Source organism: Kitasatospora sp. NPDC088742, assembly GCF_055584905.1.
On the sequence record NZ_JBVJLD010000036.1, the window covers coordinates 1 to 21,658 of the forward strand.

Sequence of the window (21,658 nt, forward strand, 5' to 3'; positions counted from 1 at the left end):
CTGACATGGGGGGGGGGGGGGGGGGGGGGGGGTGGGGGGGGGGGGGGGGGGGGGGGGGGGGGGGGGGGGGGGGGGGGGGGGGGGGGGGCCCCCCCCCCCCCCCCCCCGGGCCGGTCAGTTGGCCTGGTTGACGGCCTTGTCGTAGGGCAGCGCCAGGTACGGGAAGGTGGCGCCGAAGGGCCTGTCGGCGGTGTTCACCTTGTCGCCGGCGGCGAGGGCCTGGACGAACTTGCCGGGAGTGGCACCCTCCACCACCTGGAGGGCGATGTCGACGACGTCGTCACCCAGGCGGCGTCCGTTGGGGAAGCCCTGGAAGTCGCCGTTGAGGACGCCGAGCCGGTCGGGGTTCGGCGTGACGGGGGTGGACATGTTCAGGCGCAGCTCCTCGGCGGGCACGAACGCGCCGGGGTCGATGTCCTGGTTCATCAGCTGGGAGTTGAGGTCGACCGCCAGCGGGCCGTTGGCGGCCTTGGCGATGCCGGTGAGGAAGATCTCCTGGAGGTCGGTGCGGGGAGTGGCCGGGGCCGGGAGGCCGTAGATCGCCTGGATCAGCTTGGGCACCTCGGGCTCCAGGACCCGGGCCACGACGGCGGGCTGCTTGTGGTCCTCGGACGGGGGGAGTGAGTTGAAGGCGTCCTTGAGGCCGGAGGGGAGGACGACCTCGTTGACGAGCGGGTTCCCCAGACGGGAGACCTGGACGAACGTGCCGACCGGGTCGGCCTTGCCGGGGCTGAGCTTGAGGGTCTGCTTCTCGGTGCTGGACCAGATGCCGATCACCGGGTTTCGGCCCGGGTCGCCCTTGTAGGCGAGGCGGCTCTTGGGGATCTGGAGCGCGACCGAGTTGACGTTGTATCCGGCGAGGGTGTTCTGCCCGACCTCGGAGAGGTTGCCGCCGTACAGCAGGTCGAAGACCCGCAGGTCGAGGAAGAACGGGTCGGCTGCCTGAGTGGCCACCGTCCGGCCACCGCCCGGGAGTTGGGCGGTCGCCTGGTCGCGGAGCATTCCGTAGTTCGGCATCGACGCCCGGCCGGTGTCGGAGGGGGCGACCTGGCCGCGCTCGACCAGGGTGACCGGGTCGCAGTCCGGCCGGAGCTCCTGGAGGGTGTAGTACTGCCGGAACAGCAGGGTCGGGTCGGTGAGGTTGTTGACCGGCCCGTTGTTGTAGAGGAACGTGCCGGTGCCGCGCGCGTCCTCGGTGTGGAAGGTCCAGCGGTAGGTGACGTCGGGCCTGCCGGTGCCCTGCGAGTCGATGTTGATGTCGTAGTGCGCACCCTCGGCCCAGGGGTAGAAGTTCGGGCCGCCGTTGGGCTCCTGGAAGGGCAGCCAGTTGGCGATCAGGGTGACGGTGTCGGGGTCTTCCGGGCTGGTGAAGGCGTAGAGGTCGGTGTTGTCGACCTGGGGGTCGGCGGCGATCAGCGGCGCCTCGCGGTGGCTGGAGGCGGTGCTGACGCCGGCACCCGTCCCCAACAGGGCGGTGCCGGCCAGCGCGAGGCCCATGGCGGTCAGCACCGCCGCGGAGCGGGCGGCGGAGCTGGTGCGGGCACGTTGGCGCTTCACGGTCATGTAGGTCCGTTTCTCACTCGGGTGACGGAACGTCGGCTCCGTGCCGTGGGTGCGCGGAGCCGGGGACACGGGACGAACCGGTTGGTCCGAACTCTGGGCCGTGTCCCGTGGGACGTTCGGTCGTGCGCTGAGCACGGCTTGGCCCGCCCACCCGGACGGAGCAGAGGTGCAACCCGTTCGGCCCCGTGCCGCGCCGTCGGCGCGGTCCCTGAGCCCGTGCCACCGCGCTGCGTGCCTCCCGGTCGGACGGCCGTGCGATGCATGGGGACGTCGGCCCGTAGCCTGCTCCGCACAGGTGATCCTTCGGCGCCGTTGGGGTGGTGACGGCGATCCGCCGCCCGCCGGCCACGAATGTGAGCGCGGGCCGCTGCCGGCCCACCCGTACCGGCCCGGGCATCACCGCCCGGCGCCGGAGACCTCCCGGAGGACCAGCGTGCCAGTCCCACGACCTCTTGCCCGGACCGTCGCGGCGGCATCGGGTGCGCTGCTGCTGACCGGCCTCGCCGCCCCCACCGCGGCGGCCCACCCGCTGGGGAACTTCTCGGTCAACCACTACCTCGGGTTCACGGTCCACCCCGACCACCTCGACCTCCTCGCCGTCACGGACACGGCCGAGATCCCGACCCTGCAGGAGCTGCCACGGGTGGACCGGAACGGGGACGGCACCACCGACGAGGGCGAGCGTGCGCTCTGGGCCGGAGAGCAGTGCGCGCGGACCGCGGAGCGGTTGCGGGTGACGGGCGGTGCCGGCGCCGCACCGTTGTCCTGGAGCACCACGTCCGCGGGCTTCGTCCACCAGGACGGAGCGGCGGGTCTGCGCAGCAGCCGCCTGGAGTGCCGGCTGCGCACCGTGCTCCGGCTGCCGGAGGCCGGGGTGGAGCTGCGCGTGACCAGCGGGACCGATGTCACAAGGGTGGGGTGGAACGAGATCACGGCCCGGGGCGAGGGCGCCGTGGTCTCGGACTCCGACGTGCCCGTCGGCTCCGTCTCCGGTGAACTGCGGGACTACCCGAGGGAGTTGCTCGACAGCCCCAGCGGTGTGACACACGCCCGGTTCGTGGCCCGCCCCGGGGACGGTGGAGACGTCCGAGCCATCGGCGGGACGGTCGCGACCTCGGGCCCGGCCGCCTGGCTGGCCCGCTTCGACGCCGAGCTCGCCGAACTCGGCGCGGCCGAGCGGCTGACCGTCCCGCTCGGCCTGTTGGCCGTCCTGCTGTCCCTGCTGCTGGGCGCAGGGCACGCCCTCCTGCCGGGTCACGGGAAGACGGTGATGGCGGCGTACCTGGCCGGGAGGCAGGGCCGCACCCGGGACGCCGTGACCGTCGGGGTCACCGTCACGGCGACCCACACGGTCGGGGTACTGGTCATCGGGCTCGCCCTGACGGCCTTCTCCTCGCTGGCGGGGGACGTGCTGCTCGGCCGGCTCGGAGTGCTGAGCGGGCTCCTGGTCACCGCGGTCGGCGTGAGCCTGGTGCGGGACGCCGTCCGGAGACTTCCCGGCGAGGCTGCCCGGAAGGGCACTCACGCACATGTCGGGGACAGGGCGCAGAGGGAACTCGTCCACGCGGGGGCGACCTCCGGCGTCCACGGGCCCGCGCACGACGACCACCCGCACCCGCACCCGCACAGCCACGGCCACGGCCACGACCACGACCACGAGCACCCGCACGGCCACGACCACCATCACCACGGTTGGTTCGGCGGCGGCCATCACCACCACGGCCCTGACGCCCCGTCACGCGGGCGGCTGATCGGGCTGGGAATCGCCGGAGGCATCGTCCCCAGCCCGTCCGCGCTGGTGGTGCTGCTCGGTGCGGTGGCACTCGGACGGACGCTGTTCGGGGCGGCCCTGGTCCTCGCCTACGGCCTGGGCATGGCCGCGACCCTCACCGCCGTGGGCCTGCTGCTGGTCCGGGTCGGCGACCGGCTGCGGGCGGTGCAGGACGGCCCGGTGGCCCGGACACTGCGTCACCTCGCGCCGTACAGCGCCCTTCTCACCACTCTGCTCGTGCTGGCCGTGGGGCTCGGGTTGGTCGTCCGCAGCCTGCCCTCGGCCTTGTGAGCCGGAGACCCGTGACCGCCCAGACCGCCGTGCCGCAAGGAGATCGGATCACCGTGACCACCCGCACCGCCCGCGCCTTGGGGCTGGCCGTCCTGCTCGCCCCGCTGATCGCCTCCTGCACCATCACCACCACCACCGCGGCCGACGGAACCTTCGACGCCCAGGCCGCCGCCGCCCCGTCCCCGACCTGCGTCCGGCACCAGACCCAGGAGCCCGGCGCCCGGTACACCTCCGGGCAGGGAGCGGATCCGCGCGCGGTCCTGGAGATGATGCGGTTCTACACCGCGAACGGGACCAAGCCCTACTGCGACGGCGGCCCGCCCACCGCGTCCGACCGCCGCTGGACCGAGCTCTACGCGGACCTCGGCGGCGACCCGCGGTACCTGACGGCCCGCCGGCCCTGACGGTCGCCCCCGGACCGCATCGTCACCCTCCCGGGTGAAGATGCGGACCGCCGGGCAATCCGGTGGAGGCCGACCGCCGAAGGCAGGGCGGATGTGCCCGTGCCGAGCGGGCATCGGAGGAGAAGGGGCGTGATGGCCGGAGAGCGCATCGACACCCGTTTGCTGGAAGAGCTGACCGAGCAGTCGCAGGACCTGAACAGCGACGCGCTGCGGATCACCCGCAGCGCGCTGGACGACTTCGGGCAGGCGGCGGAGCCGGCCGGGCGGCGCTGGTGGCAGCGGGGTCAGGTCCTGGCGGGAGCGGCGGCGGTGACGGCGTTGTCCGGTTCGGCGCGGGCCTTCGCGGCCACCGCCACGGCGGACGACATCATGGCGCTGCAGACGGCGGCGTCGCTGGAGAACCTGGCGGTGAGCGCCTACCAGACGGCCGCCACGCAGCCGTTCATCAAGGACGGCAACAAGACGGTGGCGGCGTTCATCGCCAAGACCACCGAGCAGCACCAGGCGCACGCGAAGGCGTTCAACTCGGGCGCCACACAGGCGGGTGGGAAGGCGCAGACGGGTCCGGACCCGAAGTACAAGGCCGTGGTCGACGTCGGCGGGGTGGCCAAGCTCGCCCTGCAGTTGGAGGACCAGGCTGCGCAGACCTACCTGTTCGCGACCTACAACGTCACCAGCCCGGCCGGCATCACCACCGCCGCGACCATCGCCCCGGTGGAGGCCATGCACGCCGCGATCCTGCACTACGTCCTGGGCGAGTACCCCGTCCCGGCCGACTTCCTGCCCGTCGACAAGGCCGCCAAGCCCGGCCTTCTGACGGTCTGACAGCGGCCAGGACGGACGGGACCGACCTGCTGCGCTACGGCAGGCTCGCCTCGGCCTCCGCGTTCCACCGCCTCAGGGCCGTCCCGACCACCCGTCACCCGGGCGTGGTCGGCCGGTCACCAGCTCGGGTGGGTGCTGACGCCGCCGTCGACGACCAGGTCGTGGCCGGTGATCCAGGAGGCGAGCGGGGAGGCGAGGAAGAGGCAGGCGTCGGCGACGTCGCGGGGGGTGCCGAGGCGGGTGAGCGGGGCGGACCGCTGCCAGCGGGTGACGCCCTCGGGCCAGGCCTCGGTGAGGCCGGGGCGGGTGATCAGGCCGGGGGAGACGGTGTTGACGCGCACGCCGCGCGGGCCGAGTTCCAGTGCGGCGGCGCGGGCGAACATGATCAGGGCGGCCTTGGCGGTGGCGTAGTGGGCGTGGCCGACGGCGGGACGGCTCCCCTCGATGGAGGCGAGGTGGGTGACGGAGCCGCCCGGCGGGAGGAGCGCAGCGGCCGCACGGGTGAGGCGGACGGGGCCGTGGAGGTCGGTGTCCACCACCGACTGCCAGTCGGAGTCGGTGAGTTGGTCGAAGGCGGCGACGGGCTGGATGCCCGCGCAGTTGACCACGGTGTCCAGGCGGCCGTGGTGTTCGGCGGCCTGTCGGACGGCTCGGACGGTCTCGGCCTCGCTGCCCAGGTCGCCGTGGACGGTGGTGGCGCGGCCGCCCTGGGCGGCGATCCGTTCGGCGACCTCGGCCAGGGCGGGGGAGGGGCGGCGTCCGTGCAGCACCACCGCCGCGCCGACCTCGGCGAAGCGCTCCGCGACGCCCGCGCCGATCCCGCCCGTGGCGCCGACCACCAGCACGGCCCGGCCGGCCAGGCCCAACGGGTCGACGGCAGCGGGGGCGTTGGGGGCTGCGGGCTGAGGGTCAGTCATGACGGCCCTTCCAGTGGGAGTCGGCCGCCATGGTGAGCGGTCCGTCGGTGCGGCACAACTGCCGGATCAGGTCGGCACGTTGTGGATAGGCGGCGGCCAACTCGGCGGCCGTGCCGCCGTGGTAGTCCGAGGGCAGGAAGCCCGGCGCCATGCTGGCGCCGAACAGTGACCAGCCGCCGCCCGGGGTGACCCGGGCGCCCATCCACGTCCCGCCGGGTACGACGTGCTGGACGCGCGGGGCCGGAGCGCTGCCGTCGCCGAGCAGCACCAACTCGTCGGTGCCGTCCGGGTGGAGGAGCAGCAGCTCCAGCGGGTCGCCCCGGTAGAAGTGCCAGACCTCGTCGCGGGGGAGCCGGTGCAGGGCGGAGAACTCGCCGGGCCCGGAGCCGAGCAGGGCGAGGATCACCGACCCGGCGGGGCGGCCGGAGCCGTCGTCCGGTCCGGCCCAGATCCGGTCGAACCGCCCGCCCTCGGCGGGCAGCGGCACCAGCCCGTACGCCCGGGCCACTTCGTCCGCGGTGGTCATCCGGAGTTCCCCTTCCCTCGTCCTCCACAAATGACGGCAGTGGTGATCCTACGGAGGGCCCGGCCGTGGGAGGCCGCGCTACCCGTCCCGGGGCGGGGGCTAACCCTGTTATGGCCCGGACAAGTTGGGGGTTATCCCCTTCCTGTACAGCCAACAAGCGTGCAATGGTACATGTCACCCAGCACCCCCCACGGCTGTCGGAGGTCCCCCACCATGCGCTTCACACGCATGCCCAGAGCGCTGTTCACCGCAGCACTCACCTGCACGATGGCGCTCGGCGCCTTCTCGGCCCAGAGCCAGGCTGCCCCCAACAGCCCGTTCCAGGCGCCGAGCAGCACGAGTGCGACGAGCGTCACCGGCCCCACCCGCCCGGCCCCGCAGCCCGCCGCGGCCACCGTCGCCAAGGAGCAGGCGGCACACGCCAAGGAGGACGCAAAGCTCGACCTCAGCCAGCGGGCCCCGCGCACCGCACCCCGCACCCAGGAGTCGCTGAACGCCGAGTCGAAGGCGCAGCAGGCCCCGAGCGCCGAGACCCCGAGCGCTCAGGCCGCGGCGGCCTGCAACACCGCGGACTTCACCTCCCGCACCGGCAGCGCCCTGGTGACGGCGGTCAAGGGCGCCACCGTGGACTGCGTGAACACGCTGTTCACCCTCACCGGCACCGACGCCAACAAGGCGTTCCGCGAGGCCCAGATGGTCACCATCGCCAACGCCCTGCGCGACGTGGCGGTCAACTACCCGGGCAACAACACCACTTCGACCGCGCAGCTGGTGCTCTACCTGCGCGCCGGGTACTTCGTGCAGTTCTACAACTCCGGTGCCGTCGGCAGTTACGGCACCAGCCTGAAGAACGCGATCCGGCCCGCGCTGGACGCCTTCTACGCGGCCCCGCGCTCCGGCGACGTCACCGACGCCAACGGCGACATCCTCAGCGAGGCCGTGACGCTGATCGACAGCTCCGGCGAGAACGTCCGCTACCTGTACGTCGTGAAGCGCCTGCTGAACGGCTACGGAGCCTCGTACGACGCGTACTGGGGCATGAAGGCGGCCGTCAACAACGTCTACACGGTGCTCTGGCGCGGCCACCAGATGCCCGAGTTCATCACCGCGGTGCAGAACGACACCAGCGTGCTCACCCAGCTGGACTCCTTCGCCACCAAGTGGAACGCCAAGCTCGGCAGCGACACCGGCTACCTGGTGTCCAACGCCGGCCGCGAGCTCGGCCGCTTCCTCCAGGAGGCCCCGCTCCAGCCCACCGTCCGCCCGCTGGCCAAGCACCTGCTCGACCAGAGCCAGCTGACCGGCCGGACCTCCGCGCTCTGGATGGGCCTCGCCGAGATGGCCGACCAGTACGACAAGGCGAACTGCTCGTACTACGGCACCTGCGACCTCTCCAACCGGGTCAAGGCCGCGATCCTGACCGTCCGTCAGACCTGCAGCCCAAGCCTGAAGATCCAGGCCCAGCAGATGACCTCCGCCGAACTCAGCGCCACCTGCACCAGCCTGGCCAACCAGGACGCCTTCTTCCACAACCTGGTGCGCGACAACGGCCCCGTCGCCGGTGACAACAACACCAACCTGGAGGTCTCGGTCTTCGACTCCAGCAGCGACTACCAGACCTACGCCGGCGTCATCTTCGGCATCGACACCGACAACGGCGGCATGTACCTGGAGGGCAAGCCGGACGTGGCGGGCAACCAGGCCCGCTTCATCGCCTACGAGGCCGAGTGGGTCCGCCCGGACTTCCAGATCTGGAACCTCAACCACGAGTACACCCACTACCTCGACGGCCGCTTCGACACCTACGGCGACTTCGACGCCGGCCAGGTCAAGCCGATCATCTGGTGGGTGGAGGGCTTCGCCGAGTACGTCTCCTACCACTACCGCGGCGTCAAGTACGACGACGCGATCACCGAGGCGGGCACCCACCGGTACGCGCTCTCCACGCTCTTCGACACCACCTACGACAACACCGACCAGACCCGCACCTACAACTGGGGCTACCTGGCGACCCGTTACATGCTCCAGTCGCACCGCTCCGACGTGGACGCGCTGCTCGCCAAGTACCGCACCGGTGACTACGCGGGCGCCTACACCTACCTGAAGTCCACCATAGGCACCCGCTACGACGCCGACTTCAACAGCTGGCTGACCGCCTGCAACGCCGGCAACTGCGGCACCGTCACGACCCCGCCGGTGACCGAGTGCACCCTCGCGGACAGCCGCCAGCTCGACAAGAACTGCGGCCGCTCCAACCTCTCCGCCGCCACCGGGAACCTCTCCTACCTCTACATCTACCTCCCGGCCGGCACCCCCAAGCTCACCGTCACCAGCACCGGCGGCACCGGCAACGCCGACCTGTACTACAACGCCAGCGGCTGGGCCACCAACACCTCGTACAACCAGCGGTCCACCGGCGCCACCAACGCCGAGACCCTGACCATCAGCAACCCGCCGGCGGGCTGGAACTACATCAGCCTCTACGCCCAGCAGGGGTTCAGCGGGGCGTCGGTCTCCACCACCTACTGACCGACCCCCGCGTGACCGGCGGGACCCCGGGCGGAGCGGGGAGTGGGTAACCCGATCCGCCCGGTACGCAGGACGGCCCGGCCCAGCACGGTGGGCCGGGCCGTCCGGCACGTCCGGGGCCGGCCGCGGGCCCGTGCAGCCGTACCCATCGCGTAGGAGAGTAAGCGGAGCGGCCCGGATAACAGGAATCTCTGGACAGTGTTTCCGCAGGTCGGGGCCGGTGTCGGGGGCCGCCGACGGGTTCGCTCCCGGCACTTGGCGGGACGGCGGATCTCCCATAACCTCCGGGCGTGAGCAGTGGTGCTCACCGAGGAGATGGGGGACGGCGCGTGGAACTGGAGCTGCGGCACCTGCGCACCCTGTGCGTGATCGCCGAGGCGGGCAGCCTCGGCCGGGCAGCGGCCGTGCTCGGCCACAGCCAACCGGCGGTCAGCACCCAACTCGGGCGCATCGAACGGCACTTCGGAGAGAGCCTGTTCCTCCGCACGCCCACCGGCGTGAAGCCCACCGCCTACGGCGCCCAGATACTCGCCCGGGCCCGCGAGGTGCTCGCCGCCGTGGAACGGATCGGCCGCCGGGCGGACGAGGCCCCGGCGGTGCCCACCGGACGCGCGCTGCGGCTGGCCGCCACCAACACCCCCGTGCTGCCCGGCATGGTCCGGCGGCTGCGCGGCCGGCTGCCCGAGGTCCCACTGACCGTCAGCAGCGTGTACGCCTCCTCGGCCATCGTCGAACTGCTGGAGCAGGAGGAGATCGACGCCGCGCTGGCCGTCGACTACCCCGGCCAGGAGCTCTCGCACTCCGCCGCCGTCGAGCACCGCGGCATCATCACCGAGCCGGTCTTCCTCGCCCTCCCGGCCGGACACCGCCTGCGCCACCGGTCCGAGGTCTCGCTCGCCGAGCTGGCCGACGAGGCCTGGTTCCTCACCCCCGACGACGGGGCCGGCTGGCCCGGCTTCTTCCACTCCGCCTGCGCGGCGGCCGGCTTCACCCCGGCGGTGGTGCACGAGTTCCTCGGCGACCAGGTGCAGCTCCAGCGGATGATCGCCGAGGGCCTGGGCGTCTCGGTCGTGCAGGCCACCATCCAGCCCATCCCCGGGGTGATCGTGAAGCCGCTGACCGGCACCCCGCTGTGGACCCGCTACCTGCTGGTCTGGCGCCGGGACGGCCGGGCCGGCGAGGTGGCCGAGACCCTCTACCGCTCGGCCGTGGACTCCTACCGCGAGCTGATCAGCCGGGCCCCGCACTTCCAGACCTGGATGGCGCGGACCTACGGCTGAGCACGGGCGCGGGGCATTAAATAGGTACCCGTGACTTGGCGGCCCCCGATTGATCCCGTGCCGGGTTCGGGCGAGGCTTTGCGGCAGGAGGCCCGCCCCACACGCCTTCGGGAGTCGCAGATGATCGCCACCGACCAGACCGCCCCCGACCTCGCGGTACGCGAGGGATCGGCAGCGTGTGCCATGCCGGCCGAACCGGCCGCCGTGCCGGCCCTGCGGCACTTCGCCCAGGCGCTGGCCCGCCAGTGGGGGGTGCCGGACAGCGTCGAGGAGGCCCTCTCGTTGATCGTGACCGAGCTGGTCGCCAACGCCGTGCGGCACAGCGGCAGCGCCGAGGTCGCCGTGCTGCTCGCCAGCGACGGCGTCACGGTGATCGTCCAGGTCCGGGACAACGGCCACTGGCGCCCGCAGGCAGCCACCGGCCCCGAGGACTGCACCGGCCGCGGCCTGCTGCTGGTCGAGGCCTACGCGGCCGGCTGCACCATCCGCCGCACGGACTCCGGCACCCAGGTGACGGCCGAACTGCTGGTGCCCGAGGCCGCCTGACGCCGTAACCGCCCGTCCCGCCTCCGCCGCGACGGCGGCCGGCCGCCCGGCCGGGCCGCGCCGCCGTTTGCCCGCTGACCTGCGCCGATCTAGCGTGGCCAGGACAGGGAAGGTGATCGCGTGGCAGCAGGCCCCGGGCGACCGGCCCCCGGCAGGAGCTTCGAGTTCGTCGGCCGTCAGCGGGAGCTCGGGCTCCTGCTGGCGGCCGTGCGGCATCCGCCCGCCGTGGTCCTGGTCGAGGGGGAGGCCGGGATCGGGAAGTCCCGGCTGGTCCACGAGGCCGCGCTCGCCCTGACCGCCGAGGGCCACCGGGTGCTCACCGGCCACTGCCACCCGCTGCGCGAGCCCTTCCCCTACGGCCCGGTGATGGACGCGCTGCGCAAGGGCGGCCGCTGGCTCCCCGCCGAGGGCGTCCCGCCCACCGCCGGTGCCCTCGCCCCGCTGCTGCCCGACCTCGCCGACCGCCTGCCGCCCCCGCCGCCACGGGCCCGGGACGCCCAGGCCGAACGGTACCAACTCGTCCACGGGGTAAGGGCGTTCCTCTCCGCGATCGGCCCGGCCGTGCTGGTGGTCGAGGACCTGCACTGGGTCGACGAGGCCACCCGCGAGCTGCTCCTGCTGCTGGCCCGCGACCTGCCCGAACGGCTCGGCCTGGTCGGCACCTACCGGGCCGAGGACCTGCCGCCCCGCACCCCCGTGCTCGGCGCCGCCTACCGGCGCCCGCCCGGCACCAGCGGCGCCGTTATCCGGCTGGCCCCGCTCTCCGAGGCGGAGATCGGCGAGCTGGCCGCCGCCGCCCTCGGCGGGCAGGCCACCCCCGACCTGACCGCCGCCCTCTACCTGCGCAGCGAGGGCCTGCCGCTGGTCGCCGAGGAGGACCTGATCACTCTCGCCGAGCAGAGCTCGCACGGCCCTCCGGCCGGGGCCACCGCCGCCGACCTGGCCCACGCGGAGGTGCCCCGCGGCCTGAGCGAAGCGGTCACCGACCGGCTGGCCACCCTCTCCGAGACCGGCGCCGCCGTGGTGGACGCCGCCGCGGTGCTGGCCGTTCCCGCCACCGAGGACCTGCTCGCCGCCGTCGCCGGACTCGACCCGGAGCGCGGCGCGCAGGGGCTGACCGAGGCGCTCCAGGCGGCGGTCCTGCGCGAGACGGGGCACCGCGACCTCGGGCGCGGCGCGCACCGCGAGGGCGGCGTGCACCGCGAGGAGGGGCCACCGCCCGGACCCGGGCACGGCGGGCGGTACGTCTTCCGGCACGTGCTGGCGCAGCAGGTGGCGTACCGTCACGTGCCCGGGCCGCAGCGGGCCCGGCTGCACCGCCAGGCCGTCGAGGCGCTGCGCGCCCTGACGCCCCCTCCGCTGGTGCAGATCGCCCACCACACCCTGGCCGCCGGCGACCGCGAGGCCTGGCTGCCCCGGGTGGAGGAGGCCGCCGAGCAGTCCATCGCCCTGGGCGACACCGGCACCGCCGCCGCCCTGCTGCACCAGGCCCTCGAACAGCCCCACCTCTCCGCCGAGGACCGCTCGCGCACCGCCCTGGCCCTCGGCAGGATCGCGGTGAACGGCCCGGACCACCTGGCCAACGCCGCCGTGCTGCGCTCCATCCTGGCCGACCCCCGGCTGCCCATCGCCACCTGCGGCGAGATCCGGATGGACCTCGGCCTGCTGATGGTCAATCACGGCGGCGACCGCTCCGGGTACGAGGAGCTCGCCCGCTCCGTCGGCGAGTTGGAGTCCAAGCCGGAGAAGGCCGCCCGGGCGATGATCGCCATGGCGATGAACGAGCGGGACGAGGCGGCGGCCCGCTCCCGGGCCTGGCTGGAACGCGCCGAGCAGACCCTCGCCGGCAGCCCCGACCAGGCCGTACGGGCCGCCGCCCGGGCCACCCGGCTGACCCTGCTGGCCCGGGACGGCGACCCGGCGGTCTGGGCCGAACTCGACCGCCTGCCACGCCGTTCGGCCGACACCGACGTGCTGCGCCAGACCACCCGGGCGGTCTACAACGTCGGCGAACTGGCCGTCGAACTGGGACACGACCGGCGGGCCGCCGAACTCCTCGCGGAGAGCCGGGAGTTGGCCCGCCGGGCGGACATCCCCTACCTGGAGTGCTACAGCCGGATCGCCCTGCTGAGGCTGGACGCGCTGGCCGGGAGGTGGGAGGGGATCGAACGGGGCTTCGCCGAACTGGCCGACCAGTACCCGGACATGGCGATGGCCGGGACGGAGGAAAGCCTCATCCTCGGCCGGCTGGCCGCCGCCCGGGGCCGCACCGCCGAAGCCCTGCGCCGCTACCGGGCCGCCGCCGAGTACGGCGAACGGGAGTCGCAGGTGACCTCCGCGGTCCGCGCCGCCGCCGGCCTGGCCGCCGCCCGGCTGGCCGAGGGCGCCCCGGAGGACGCCTGGGCCACCGCGACCCCGGCGGTGCGGCTGCTCGCCCGGGCGGGGGCCTGGGCCCGGGCGACCGGCCTGCTGCCGGTGGCGGTCGCCGCGGCCCTCGCCTGCGAGGAGGAGGCGGCCGCGACGGCGCTGGTGGAGCAGGCGGGGGAGGGCCTGCGGGGCCGGGACGGCCCGGGCGCCCGGGCCGAGCTCCACCTCGCCCACGGCCTGCTGCAGGCGCAGGGCCAACCGGCCCTCGCCGCCGAGCACTTCACCACCGCCCGGGACATCTGGCAGGCCATCGGCCGCCCGTACGACGCAGCCCTCGCCGCCGAGCAGTTGGCCCGCGCGCTGCTCGCCGCGGCCTCCCGGGACCGGGCCGCCGCCCAACTCGCCGACGCCGTCGACACCTTCACCCGCCTCGGCGCCACCGCCGACGCCGCCCGCTGCGGCCCCCTGCTCCGCGAACTCGGCCTCACCCGCCCCGCCACCCGGGGCCGCCAGGGCTACGGCTCCAGCCTTTCCCCCCGCGAACGCCAGGTCGCCGACCTCCTCCTGGACGGCGCCACCAACCAGGCCATCGCCCAGGCCCTCTTCCTCTCCCCACGCACCGTCGAACAGCACGTCGCCCACGTCCTGAAGAAGCTCGACACCACCCGCAAGACCATCGCCGACGTCTACCCGGGCGAGGGGACGCAGCCGGGGGCATAGGGCGCGCGGGAACCGTGGACGGTGATGATCACCGGGTTCGAGCCCGGCGCCGTCAGGGGATTGGTGCTGACAATTCGTCAGCAAGGGTTGACCGCGCACCGCCACGGGCCTACAACGTAGGGACGCCGCCCGGAGGGCCCCAAGTCTTCGGGCGGGCAGGAAAGTTCACCTTCTCGCCCCTACCGGGAAAGAGGCTTTCGCATGCGCGTTCGCACCTACCTCGCCCTTGCGGCGGCGGCCGCCACCCTCGCCGTCGGCGCCCTCCCCGCCTCCGCCGCCTCGCCCGTGGCGGCCGCCGTCCTCACCGCCGGCGGCGCCGCCGGCCCGGCCGTCGCGGTCGGCGACGTGCTGGCCGCTCCGCTGGTCTCCGGCACCAAGGCCACCTTCTACTCGACCGCCGCCGGCGGGACCGGCGTCACCTGCGCGGCCTCGCAGTACACCTCCAAGGTCACCGCCAACCCCGCCGCTCCAGGCGTCGCGACCGCCGCGCTGAGCGGCCAGACGTTCAGCTCCTGTACGGCGAACGTCACCGGCGTCACCTCCGTCAAGAGCCTGACGGTCGGAAACCTGCCCTACACCGTCTCGGTCAGCGACGCGGCCGGCCTCCCGGTGACCATGGCGGGTGGTTCGGCCGGGCCGATCCAGGCCACGGCCGTGCTCAACTCCTGGTTCGGGACGCTCACCTGCACCTACCAGCTGAGCGGGGCCTTCACCGGCAGCGCCGACAACACCGCGCACAGCCTTACCTTCCGCAACGAGTACTTCGTCAAGAGCGGCGGCTCGGGCCTCTGCCCCGGCGAGGGCTACTTCTCCGCCGCCTACGGCCCGGTCGCCGACACCACCCAGCCCGGCAGTCCGGTGGTGACCGTCAACTGACCCGCCCCGCAAGCCCGCTGCGCCCCGGTGGCCCGGCCGCTACAGCAGGCCGCCGGTGGCGGAGATGGTCTGGCCGGTGATCCAGGCGGCGTCGGGCCCGGCCAGGAAGGTGACGAGGCCGGCGATGTCGTCGCCGGTGCCGAGCCGGCCGAGCACGGTGTTCCGGGCGGCCCGGACGCGGAGCTGGGGCGGCATGGACTGACGGAGCATCTCCGTGTCGGTGGCGCCGGGGGCGACGCAGTTCACCGTGATGCGACGGGGGCCGAGCTCCTGGGCGGCCACCGCGGTGAACTGCTCGACGGCGGCCTTGGACGCGGCGTAGACCGCGTTCCCGGGAGAGGGGCGGCGCACGCCGATGGAGGACATGGTGATGATGCTGCCGCCGTCGCGCAGGCGGGTCGAGGCCTGCTGGATGGCGAGGAAGGTGCCCTTGGCGTTGACCGCCATCACCCGGTCGTAGGTCTCCTCGCTGGCCTCCTCGATGCGCGCGTGCGGGAGCCAGACCGCCGCGTTGGCCACCAGGACGTCGAGGCCGCCGACCGCCTGCTCGGCCCGGTCGAAGAGCTCGCCGACGCCGCGCGGGTCGGCGACGTCCGCACGGACCGGGTGCGCGCCGGTCGCGTCGGCGACCTCCTGCGCGGCCTCCTCGGCCCGGTGGTAGCCGAACACCACCTGGGCGCCCTCGGCGGTGAGCCGCTCCACGACGGCGCGGCCGATGCCCCGTGAGCCGCCGGTGACCAGCGCCGTGCGTCCCGTCAGGCTTCCCACCATGGCACCTCGTTCGGCTACATTGCGTTGACAAAGCGTTGCATAGAGTAGCATTCCCGGCGGCCGAGGTGATCCAGTCGAAGTGACCAGCCGAGGTGATCGGCGGACGGGAGGGGCGAGTTGAGCGATCGAGCGATGACCAGGTCGGAGGTGCGGGCCGTACTGGTGGACGCCGTAAGGGAGTTGCGGCCGGAGTACGCCGACCTGACCCTCACGGGTGACGAACACCTGAGCGCGGAGCTGGGATTGGACTCGGTGGCCAGGGTCGAGCTGCTGGTGGCGCTGGAGGAGGCGTTCGGGATCGAGGACGAGGTGGATCCGAGGATCTTCATGACGCCCGCGACCGTCAACGACCTGGTGGAGCGGATCGTGGTCGCCGAGGAGGTGGCCCGGTGACCGCCGAAGCGCTGGTGATCCCCTCGCCGAGGGACGGGGACGGGGACGGGGACGGGCAGGGACGCGGCGCCGTCACGGCCTGCCCGGTGAGTGCCGGGCGGGTGTACCTGGCCGGCACCCGGGAGGCGGAGCGCTTCTTCGCGGCCAAGGATGACGAACTGTCACATGCCGAGGGCTGGGACGTGGTCTTCGGCGGACGGTTCGGCCGGGGCCTGCTCAACCTGGACGGCGAACCGCACCGCGACTACCGCCAGGCGCTGATGCCCCTGCTGCGCCGCAGCGCGGTCGCGCTCCACCGCGACACCGTCACCGGGCTGCTGGCCCGGGCCCTGCGCGAACTCCCGGTGGGTGCACCGGTCGACCTGCACGCCTTCACCCAGCCGGTCGCGTTCCGGGTGGCGGCCCGGCTGTTCGCCGGGATGGAGCAGGACGAGGCCGACGAGCTGTTCGGACTCTTCGGCGACCTGCGCACGCCGCCCGCAGGCGAGTTGGGCACTCCGGGAGGCAACCGGGCCGCCCGGCAGGTCGGCCGCGCCCGCCGCCGGGTCCGCGAACTCCTGCGCGAGGCCGTTCACCGGAGCGCGGGCACGGACGCCGACGGCCCGGTGGCCCGGCTGCGCGCGCTGCCCGAGCCGCCACCGGACGACGTGATCGCCGAGAACATCGCCATCCTGATCCTGGCCGGCTACGAGACCACCGGGTACCTGAGCGCCCGGCTGCTCTGGCTGCTGGCCCGTCACCCCGCGGAGCAGGAGGCACTGCGTCGGGAGCTCGAGCGCGCGGAGGCCGACGAGGCCGCCGACCCGACCGGCGGGCCGCTGCTCGAAGCGGCCTTCACCGAGGCGGCCCGGCTGCACCCGCCGCTGGCCTGGCTGCCCCGGCGGGCGGTGGCGGGGTACGAAGCGGGCGCCGGGCAGGCCGTCCCGGCCGGCGCCGAAGTCTTCTACGCGATCGGCGCCACCCAGCGCGATCCGGAGCTGTTCGCGGATCCGGACGCCTTCCGGCCCGAGCGCCACACCGGGAGCGAGGGGCCCGGCCGCCTCGCGCTGACACCCTTCGGGGCCGGTCGGCGGCTCTGCGCCGGTGTCCATCTCGGCACGCTGGAGACCAAGTTGATCGTCACCGAGCTGCTGCGCGGGCACCGGCTCACCGCCCCGGACGGGCCGTACGTCGGCGACGTCTCCCACAACGGATCCACAGTCGTCCCGGACGGGACGCTGCTGGCCCGGCTCGACCGCCTGTCAGGATGATCATGGAAGCGCTCGACCGCCCGACCCTCGGCGAAGCCGTCCTCGCCCTCCACCCCGCGACCGCGGTGCACTATCCCCGGACGGGTGAGCGGCTGACCGCCGCCGACCTCGACCGGCTCTCGGCCCGGTTCGCCCACCGGCTGGTCGCTGCCGGGGTGTGCGGCGGCGAGGTCGTGGGCCTGCTCTGCCCGACCGGCCCCGAGGTCCTGACCGGTCTGCTCGGGACGGTGCGGGCCGGAGCCGCCGCGAGCATGTTCCCGACCTCGGCCGGGGCGCCCGACCGTGAGGCCGAGCGGCTCCTCGCCGCGGTCGACGCCGCCGGGATGCGTCATCTGGTGGTGCATCAGGAGTGCGCCGACACCGGCCGGGCCCTGCGGGAGCTGCGGCCGGAGCTGGTCCTGATCCCGGTCGGTGCGGAGCCGGAGGCGGGCCAAGTCCCTCGCCCCGTCGGAGAGTTGCCGCAGGTCGGGCCGGAGGACCTGGCCGTGGTCCAGTTCACCTCGGGCAGCACCTCGGCGCCCAAGGGGGTCATGCTGTCCCACGCCACGGTGCTCGCCGGGCTGCGGGCCATCGCCGGCTCCGCCCGGATGACCCGGGAGGACGTGATGGTGACCTGGGTGCCGCACTTCCACGACATGGGGCTGTTCGGCCCGCTGGCCCTGCTCCTCGCGGGCGGTACCGTGCACGTGATTCCGCCGCTGGACTTCGTCCGGCGGCCCGCCCGGGTGCTCCGGCTGCTGGCCGACACCGGCGCCACCATGATGACCGGCCCGGACTTCGCGTACCGGCGGCTGGCCGCCGCCGCCACCGAGGAGTTGACGGCGGGTCTGGACCTGTCGCGGTGGCGGCTGGCCTTCAACGGCGCCGAGCCCGTCCGGGCCGAGACCGTCGCGGCCTTCGCCGCCCGGCTGGCCCCGGCAGGCGTGCCCGCCTCGGCGATGTACCCGGTGTACGGCATGGCGGAGGCCACCCTCGCCGTCACCTTCCCGGAGCCCGGCGCGGTGCCACGGGTCGTCCACCTGGACCGTCGGCTGCTGGCCGACCGGGGCCGGGCGGTGGTGGTGGCGCCCGGGCATCCGTCGGCCAAGGCGCTGGTGGGCGTCGGGCGGCCGGTCCTGGGGATGGAGCTGCGGGTGGTGAGCGAGGCCGGTGTGGTCTGCGGCGCGGGGGAGTCGGGCGAGATCCAGATCGCCGGGCCTGCGGTCACCAGCGGCTACTTCGGCACCGGGGACGCCAACGCCGAGCTGTTCCAGGGACGTTGGCTCCGGACCGGTGACCTCGGTGTGCTGCTCGACGGTGAGCTCTTCGTGACCGGCCGGCGGAAGGAGATGATCATCGTGAACGGTCAGAACCACTTCCCCGAGGATGCCGAGAGCCTCGCCCGCGCGCAGTCCGGTGTGCACCGGGGAAACTGTGTCGCGTTCGCGGACAGCGGGGGTGAACTCCTCACGCTCGCCGTGGAGGTCACCCCCGGGAACGACCCCGAGACGGTGGCCGGAGCCGTTCGCCGGGTGGTCGCCGAAGGGCTCGGCCTGGCCGCCGTCCGGGTGCATCCGCTGAGGCCCGGGTCGCTGCCCCGCACCACCAGCGGCAAGTGGCAGCGCGGGCTGGCCCGTCAACTCCTCGCGGAGCGGCCGGAGTAGGGCCCCGGAGTAGGGTCGCAGCGCCGGACGGCACCGAGCCCGGGGGCGGTCACCAGGTGACCGCCCCCGGGCTCGTGAGGGAGGGTCAGATCGCGCCGAAGAGGTGGTTGCCGCCCGCGTTGGCGTCCTCGCTCAGGAAGAACTCCTCGATGGCCTTGGTGAGTTCGTCCTCGCTGAGGTAGCCGTCACCGTCCAGGTCGATCTTGGCCATGGCGGCCTCGTGGTCCTTGTAGCCCATGCCCAGGCCGGTGTGCGCCTTGGCGAGCTCCTCGCCGTCGAGCCGGCCGTCACCGTTGGTGTCGCACAGGCTGATGATGGCCTTGGCCACCGGGCGGATGAGCTGCCGGTAGCCCTCGCCGTTCGCGGCGTCGGTGCGGAGACCGGAGATGTACTCCTCGCGGCTGACCGAACCGTCGCCGTCGGTGTCCAGGGTCTGCCGCATGCCCTCCCACAGGGCCAGGTAAGCGTCGTTGAGAGCGCGGTACTTGGGGGAGTCGGGGGTCTGGCCGAACTCCTTGCCCATCCGGCTGACGATCAGGTCGAAGTCCTCCTGGCTGATCTTGCCGTCGCCGTTGGTGTCGATCAGGTCGAAGTGGCGGGCGAGCTTGCGGGTCAACAGGTCGCTGGACATGAGGTGATCTCCCAAGGAAAGTGGATCAGTTCGTCACGTAGGGTACACGCTTCGGTGCACTCCGGAGTCACAGCCGGTCGGTCGGCTTCAGGGAGTGTCGGCGAGGGCGGGCCCATCTACCGTTCCCCGTAAGACTCTTGACGCCAATGCGGGTGGGCGGCACGCTCTGAACGGGAGAGCGCTCTCCCGTTCCACGGACGACCTTGGCCCGGTCCATGGCCCCACCCATCCACCCGACCTGGAGGTCCGATGCGACCCCGATTCCTCTCCCGCGGCGCCCCGCACGCGGCGCTGGCCGCCGCGTTCACCGCCGCGCTCGCCATCGCCGGGCTGACCGGCGTCACCTGGCACGCGGCCGCGGCCGCCGACCCGCTGATCTCGCTCGCCAAGCCGGTGACGGCCTCCTCGATCGAGAGCGCCAACTTCCCGGCGGGCGCGGTGGTCGACAACGACCCCGCCACCCGGTGGGCCAGCGCCTGGAGCGACCCGCAGTGGATCCAGATCGACCTCGGCGGCCCGGCGACGGTCAGCAAGGTCGAGCTCCAGTGGGAGGCCGCGTACGCCAAGGCGTTCCGGATCCAGACCTCGCCGGACGCGGTCAGCTGGAGCACGGTCCACGAGAACCCGGCCGCCACCGGCGGCACCCAGAGCCTGCCGGTCTCCGGCAGTGGGCGGTACGTCCGGCTCAGTGCCACCGAGCGGGCGAACGGATACGGCTACTCGCTCTACGAGTTCAAGGTGTACGGGCAGGTCACCGCCCCGACCACGGGGTACGTGTACGCCGACCCGCCGGTGACCGGGGTGGTGCCCTCCACGTACCAGCCGCCGCACGCGTACTTCCACGAGTTCCAGGCCAACTGCACTGCCACCCACAACCTGCCGGACGACCCCATCGTCTACCCGGGCAGGGCCGGCGCCTCCCACCTCCACACCTTCCTCGGCAACCCGACGGTGAACGCGGCCAGTTCGCTCGCCTCGCTGCAGGCCGGCACCACCACCTGCCTGGCGCCCGGCGACAAGTCCGGGTACTGGATGCCGGCGGTGCTGGACGGCAACACCCCGGTGATGCCGGACAACCTCCAGACCATCTACTACAAGGGCGCGGTCACCGACTACACCAGCGTCCGGCCGTTCCCACCGGGCCTGCGCTTCGTGGTCGGCAGCCCGACGGCGAGTGCCACCGAGTTCGCCACCAGCCCCGGCTACGTGGCGGGTTGGGAGTGCGGCGACGGCTACCACAGCGTCGACCTGCCGACCGCCTGCCCCGGCGGCGGTGACGTGGCGATCCGCTACCAGGCCCCGAGTTGCTGGAACGGCGTCCACCTGGACACCCCGGACCACAAGAGCCACATGGCCTACCCGATCAACGGCGTCTGCCCCGCCACCCACCCGGTGGCGGTGCCGATGATCGAGTTCAAGGTCGGCTTCCCGGCCGACCTCGGCCACCTGGCGCAGCTCCACCTCTCCAGCGGACGGGGCTTCACCTTCCACTACGACTTCTTCAACGCCTGGGACCCGGCGACCCTGGCCGCCCTGGTCCAGCACTGCATCGTGGGCGGCCTCCAGTGCGACCCGCGCGGCTACGACCAGAACCAGCCGCAGAAGGGTGCCGCGCTGAACGCGCAGTACCGCCTGCCGTAGCCGACCCGCCGTCAGGCCCCGGGGCCCGCCCGGCCCCGGGGCCGTTCCACTCCCCAGGAGAGACGATGAGCCCGTACCGCTCCGCCCGACCGTTCGCCGTCGTCCTCGGTCTCGCGCTGCTGCTGGTGGCGGGGTGCGGCGCCGCCGCCCCGTCCGCCCCGTCCGGGCCGTCGGAGGCCTCGCGGATGGTCTGCGGGGGTTTCGTGCTGCGGCAGTTGACCGGCGCGCTCGGGGGCGAGCCGGTCACGGCACCGGTCGGGAGCTGGGACGGGCGGGTGTACAGCTGCCCGTACGTGTACGCGGCGGGGACCTTCGTGCTCTCCGTCCGGGAGCCGGGCGGGGCGGACTTCGAGGCGCTGCGGGCCTCGGGCGGAGCGGTGCGGGAGTTGGGCGGGTTGGGGGAGGCGGCGTTCGTCCGTGGTGACGGGTCGACCGTGGTCCGCAAGGACGGGATGGTGTTGGTGGTGGACGTGGGCGGGCTGCCGGAGGTGTTCGGGACTCCGGCGCGGAGCCGGGCCGACGTTTCGGTGATGGCGGCGACCACGGTCATGACCTGCTGGAAGGGGCACATTGGGTAGAAAGTGAGGAGATTGTGAGCGGGCGTGACGTCAGATGGCCGATTGGGGACGGTTTCTGGCGATTGGTGGCCGGTTTACGGACACTCCCCGGACGATCAGATGCCTCCCGCATGTGAGAGGTTTGCCCGGCCCATGC

18 protein-coding genes are annotated in these 21,658 nt (G+C 73.4%); 13 read left to right on the forward strand and 5 right to left on the reverse strand.

Translation table 11 applies throughout. The features are described from left to right. Positions 1-114: 114 nt before the first annotated feature. Positions 115-1,563 carry a DUF4331 domain-containing protein gene (locus ACZ6ZR_RS25465; RefSeq protein WP_465645966.1) on the reverse strand — a complete coding sequence of 483 codons (1,449 nt, stop codon included), beginning with the start codon at positions 1,561-1,563 and terminating at the stop codon, positions 115-117. Positions 1,564-1,996: 433 nt separating this feature from the next. Here ACZ6ZR_RS25465 and ACZ6ZR_RS25470 point away from each other — a divergent pair, with 433 nt between their 5' ends. The 3 genes from ACZ6ZR_RS25470 to ACZ6ZR_RS25480 all read left to right on the forward strand — a co-directional run bounded on the left by ACZ6ZR_RS25470 (position 1,997) and on the right by ACZ6ZR_RS25480 (position 4,854). After that, a complete protein-coding gene (locus ACZ6ZR_RS25470; protein ID WP_465645968.1) occupies positions 1,997-3,625 on the forward strand; it encodes a nickel/cobalt transporter in 1,629 nt (542 codons plus the stop codon). A gap of 53 nt (positions 3,626-3,678) precedes the next feature. After that, positions 3,679-4,029 carry a hypothetical protein gene (locus tag ACZ6ZR_RS25475; protein ID WP_465645970.1) on the forward strand — a complete coding sequence of 117 codons (351 nt, stop codon included), beginning with the start codon at positions 3,679-3,681 and terminating at the stop codon, positions 4,027-4,029. Positions 4,030-4,161: 132 nt separating this feature from the next. Next, positions 4,162-4,854, forward strand: coding sequence for a ferritin-like domain-containing protein (locus ACZ6ZR_RS25480; RefSeq protein ID WP_465645971.1), 693 nt, complete (start codon positions 4,162-4,164; stop codon positions 4,852-4,854). A 116-nt stretch (positions 4,855-4,970) separates the two neighbouring features. On the opposite strand, the gene ACZ6ZR_RS25485 is transcribed toward ACZ6ZR_RS25480, so the two are convergent. Continuing rightward, positions 4,971-5,771, reverse strand: coding sequence for an SDR family NAD(P)-dependent oxidoreductase (locus ACZ6ZR_RS25485; RefSeq protein WP_465645973.1), 801 nt, complete (start codon positions 5,769-5,771; stop codon positions 4,971-4,973). Beyond that, positions 5,764-6,297 (reverse strand): cupin domain-containing protein, encoded by a 534-nt coding sequence (locus ACZ6ZR_RS25490; RefSeq protein WP_465645974.1) that lies wholly within the window; start codon positions 6,295-6,297, stop codon positions 5,764-5,766. Before ACZ6ZR_RS25490 ends, ACZ6ZR_RS25485 begins: the two co-directional genes overlap by 8 nt. A gap of 228 nt (positions 6,298-6,525) precedes the next feature. On the opposite strand from ACZ6ZR_RS25490, the gene ACZ6ZR_RS25495 reads away from it, so the two are divergent. The 5 genes from ACZ6ZR_RS25495 (at position 6,526) to ACZ6ZR_RS25515 (ending at position 14,615) form a co-directional block, all read left to right on the forward strand. Next, positions 6,526-8,826 carry a M9 family metallopeptidase gene (locus tag ACZ6ZR_RS25495; RefSeq protein WP_465645976.1) on the forward strand — a complete coding sequence of 767 codons (2,301 nt, stop codon included), beginning with the start codon at positions 6,526-6,528 and terminating at the stop codon, positions 8,824-8,826. A 329-nt stretch (positions 8,827-9,155) separates the two neighbouring features. Continuing rightward, a complete protein-coding gene (locus tag ACZ6ZR_RS25500; RefSeq protein ID WP_465645978.1) occupies positions 9,156-10,106 on the forward strand; it encodes a LysR family transcriptional regulator in 951 nt (316 codons plus the stop codon). Positions 10,107-10,226: 120 nt separating this feature from the next. Next, on the forward strand, positions 10,227-10,652 hold the full coding sequence (locus ACZ6ZR_RS25505) for an ATP-binding protein (RefSeq protein WP_465645979.1): 426 nt from the start codon (positions 10,227-10,229) through the stop codon (positions 10,650-10,652). A 120-nt stretch (positions 10,653-10,772) separates the two neighbouring features. Then, positions 10,773-13,739 carry an ATP-binding protein gene (locus ACZ6ZR_RS25510; RefSeq protein WP_465645981.1) on the forward strand — a complete coding sequence of 989 codons (2,967 nt, stop codon included), beginning with the start codon at positions 10,773-10,775 and terminating at the stop codon, positions 13,737-13,739. 201 nt (positions 13,740-13,940) lie between these two features. Next, complete coding sequence (locus ACZ6ZR_RS25515; RefSeq protein WP_465645983.1) at positions 13,941-14,615, forward strand: Tat pathway signal sequence domain protein; 675 nt, start codon at positions 13,941-13,943, stop codon at positions 14,613-14,615. 39 nt (positions 14,616-14,654) lie between these two features. On the opposite strand, the gene ACZ6ZR_RS25520 is transcribed toward ACZ6ZR_RS25515, so the two are convergent. Continuing rightward, positions 14,655-15,386, reverse strand: a complete 732-nt coding sequence (locus ACZ6ZR_RS25520; RefSeq protein ID WP_465645985.1) for an SDR family oxidoreductase — start codon at positions 15,384-15,386, stop codon at positions 14,655-14,657. A gap of 117 nt (positions 15,387-15,503) precedes the next feature. On the opposite strand from ACZ6ZR_RS25520, the gene ACZ6ZR_RS25525 reads away from it, so the two are divergent. From ACZ6ZR_RS25525 to ACZ6ZR_RS25535, 3 genes are read left to right on the forward strand one after another with little or no spacing between them, the layout of a single operon-like run. Then, a complete protein-coding gene (locus ACZ6ZR_RS25525; protein ID WP_465645986.1) occupies positions 15,504-15,779 on the forward strand; it encodes an acyl carrier protein in 276 nt (91 codons plus the stop codon). Beyond that, positions 15,776-17,029: a cytochrome P450 gene (locus tag ACZ6ZR_RS25530; protein ID WP_465645988.1), complete on the forward strand. Its 1,254-nt coding sequence runs from the start codon at positions 15,776-15,778 to the stop codon at positions 17,027-17,029. Before ACZ6ZR_RS25525 ends, ACZ6ZR_RS25530 begins: the two co-directional genes overlap by 4 nt. 2 nt (positions 17,030-17,031) lie before the next feature. Beyond that, positions 17,032-18,672 (forward strand): AMP-binding protein, encoded by a 1,641-nt coding sequence (locus ACZ6ZR_RS25535; protein WP_465645990.1) that lies wholly within the window; start codon positions 17,032-17,034, stop codon positions 18,670-18,672. Positions 18,673-18,757: 85 nt separating this feature from the next. Here ACZ6ZR_RS25535 and ACZ6ZR_RS25540 read toward each other — a convergent pair whose 3' ends face one another. Beyond that, positions 18,758-19,303, reverse strand: coding sequence for an EF-hand domain-containing protein (locus ACZ6ZR_RS25540; RefSeq protein WP_465645991.1), 546 nt, complete (start codon positions 19,301-19,303; stop codon positions 18,758-18,760). A 249-nt stretch (positions 19,304-19,552) separates the two neighbouring features. Between ACZ6ZR_RS25540 and ACZ6ZR_RS25545 the strand changes: the two genes are divergently transcribed. Together ACZ6ZR_RS25545 and ACZ6ZR_RS25550 are read left to right on the forward strand one after the other, a co-directional pair. Then, positions 19,553-20,944 carry a DUF1996 domain-containing protein gene (locus tag ACZ6ZR_RS25545; RefSeq protein ID WP_465645992.1) on the forward strand — a complete coding sequence of 464 codons (1,392 nt, stop codon included), beginning with the start codon at positions 19,553-19,555 and terminating at the stop codon, positions 20,942-20,944. A 65-nt stretch (positions 20,945-21,009) separates the two neighbouring features. Then, entirely contained in the window at positions 21,010-21,522 is a 513-nt protein-coding gene (locus ACZ6ZR_RS25550; RefSeq protein WP_465645994.1) for a hypothetical protein, read from the forward strand. The last annotated feature ends 136 nt before the right edge of the window (positions 21,523-21,658 follow it).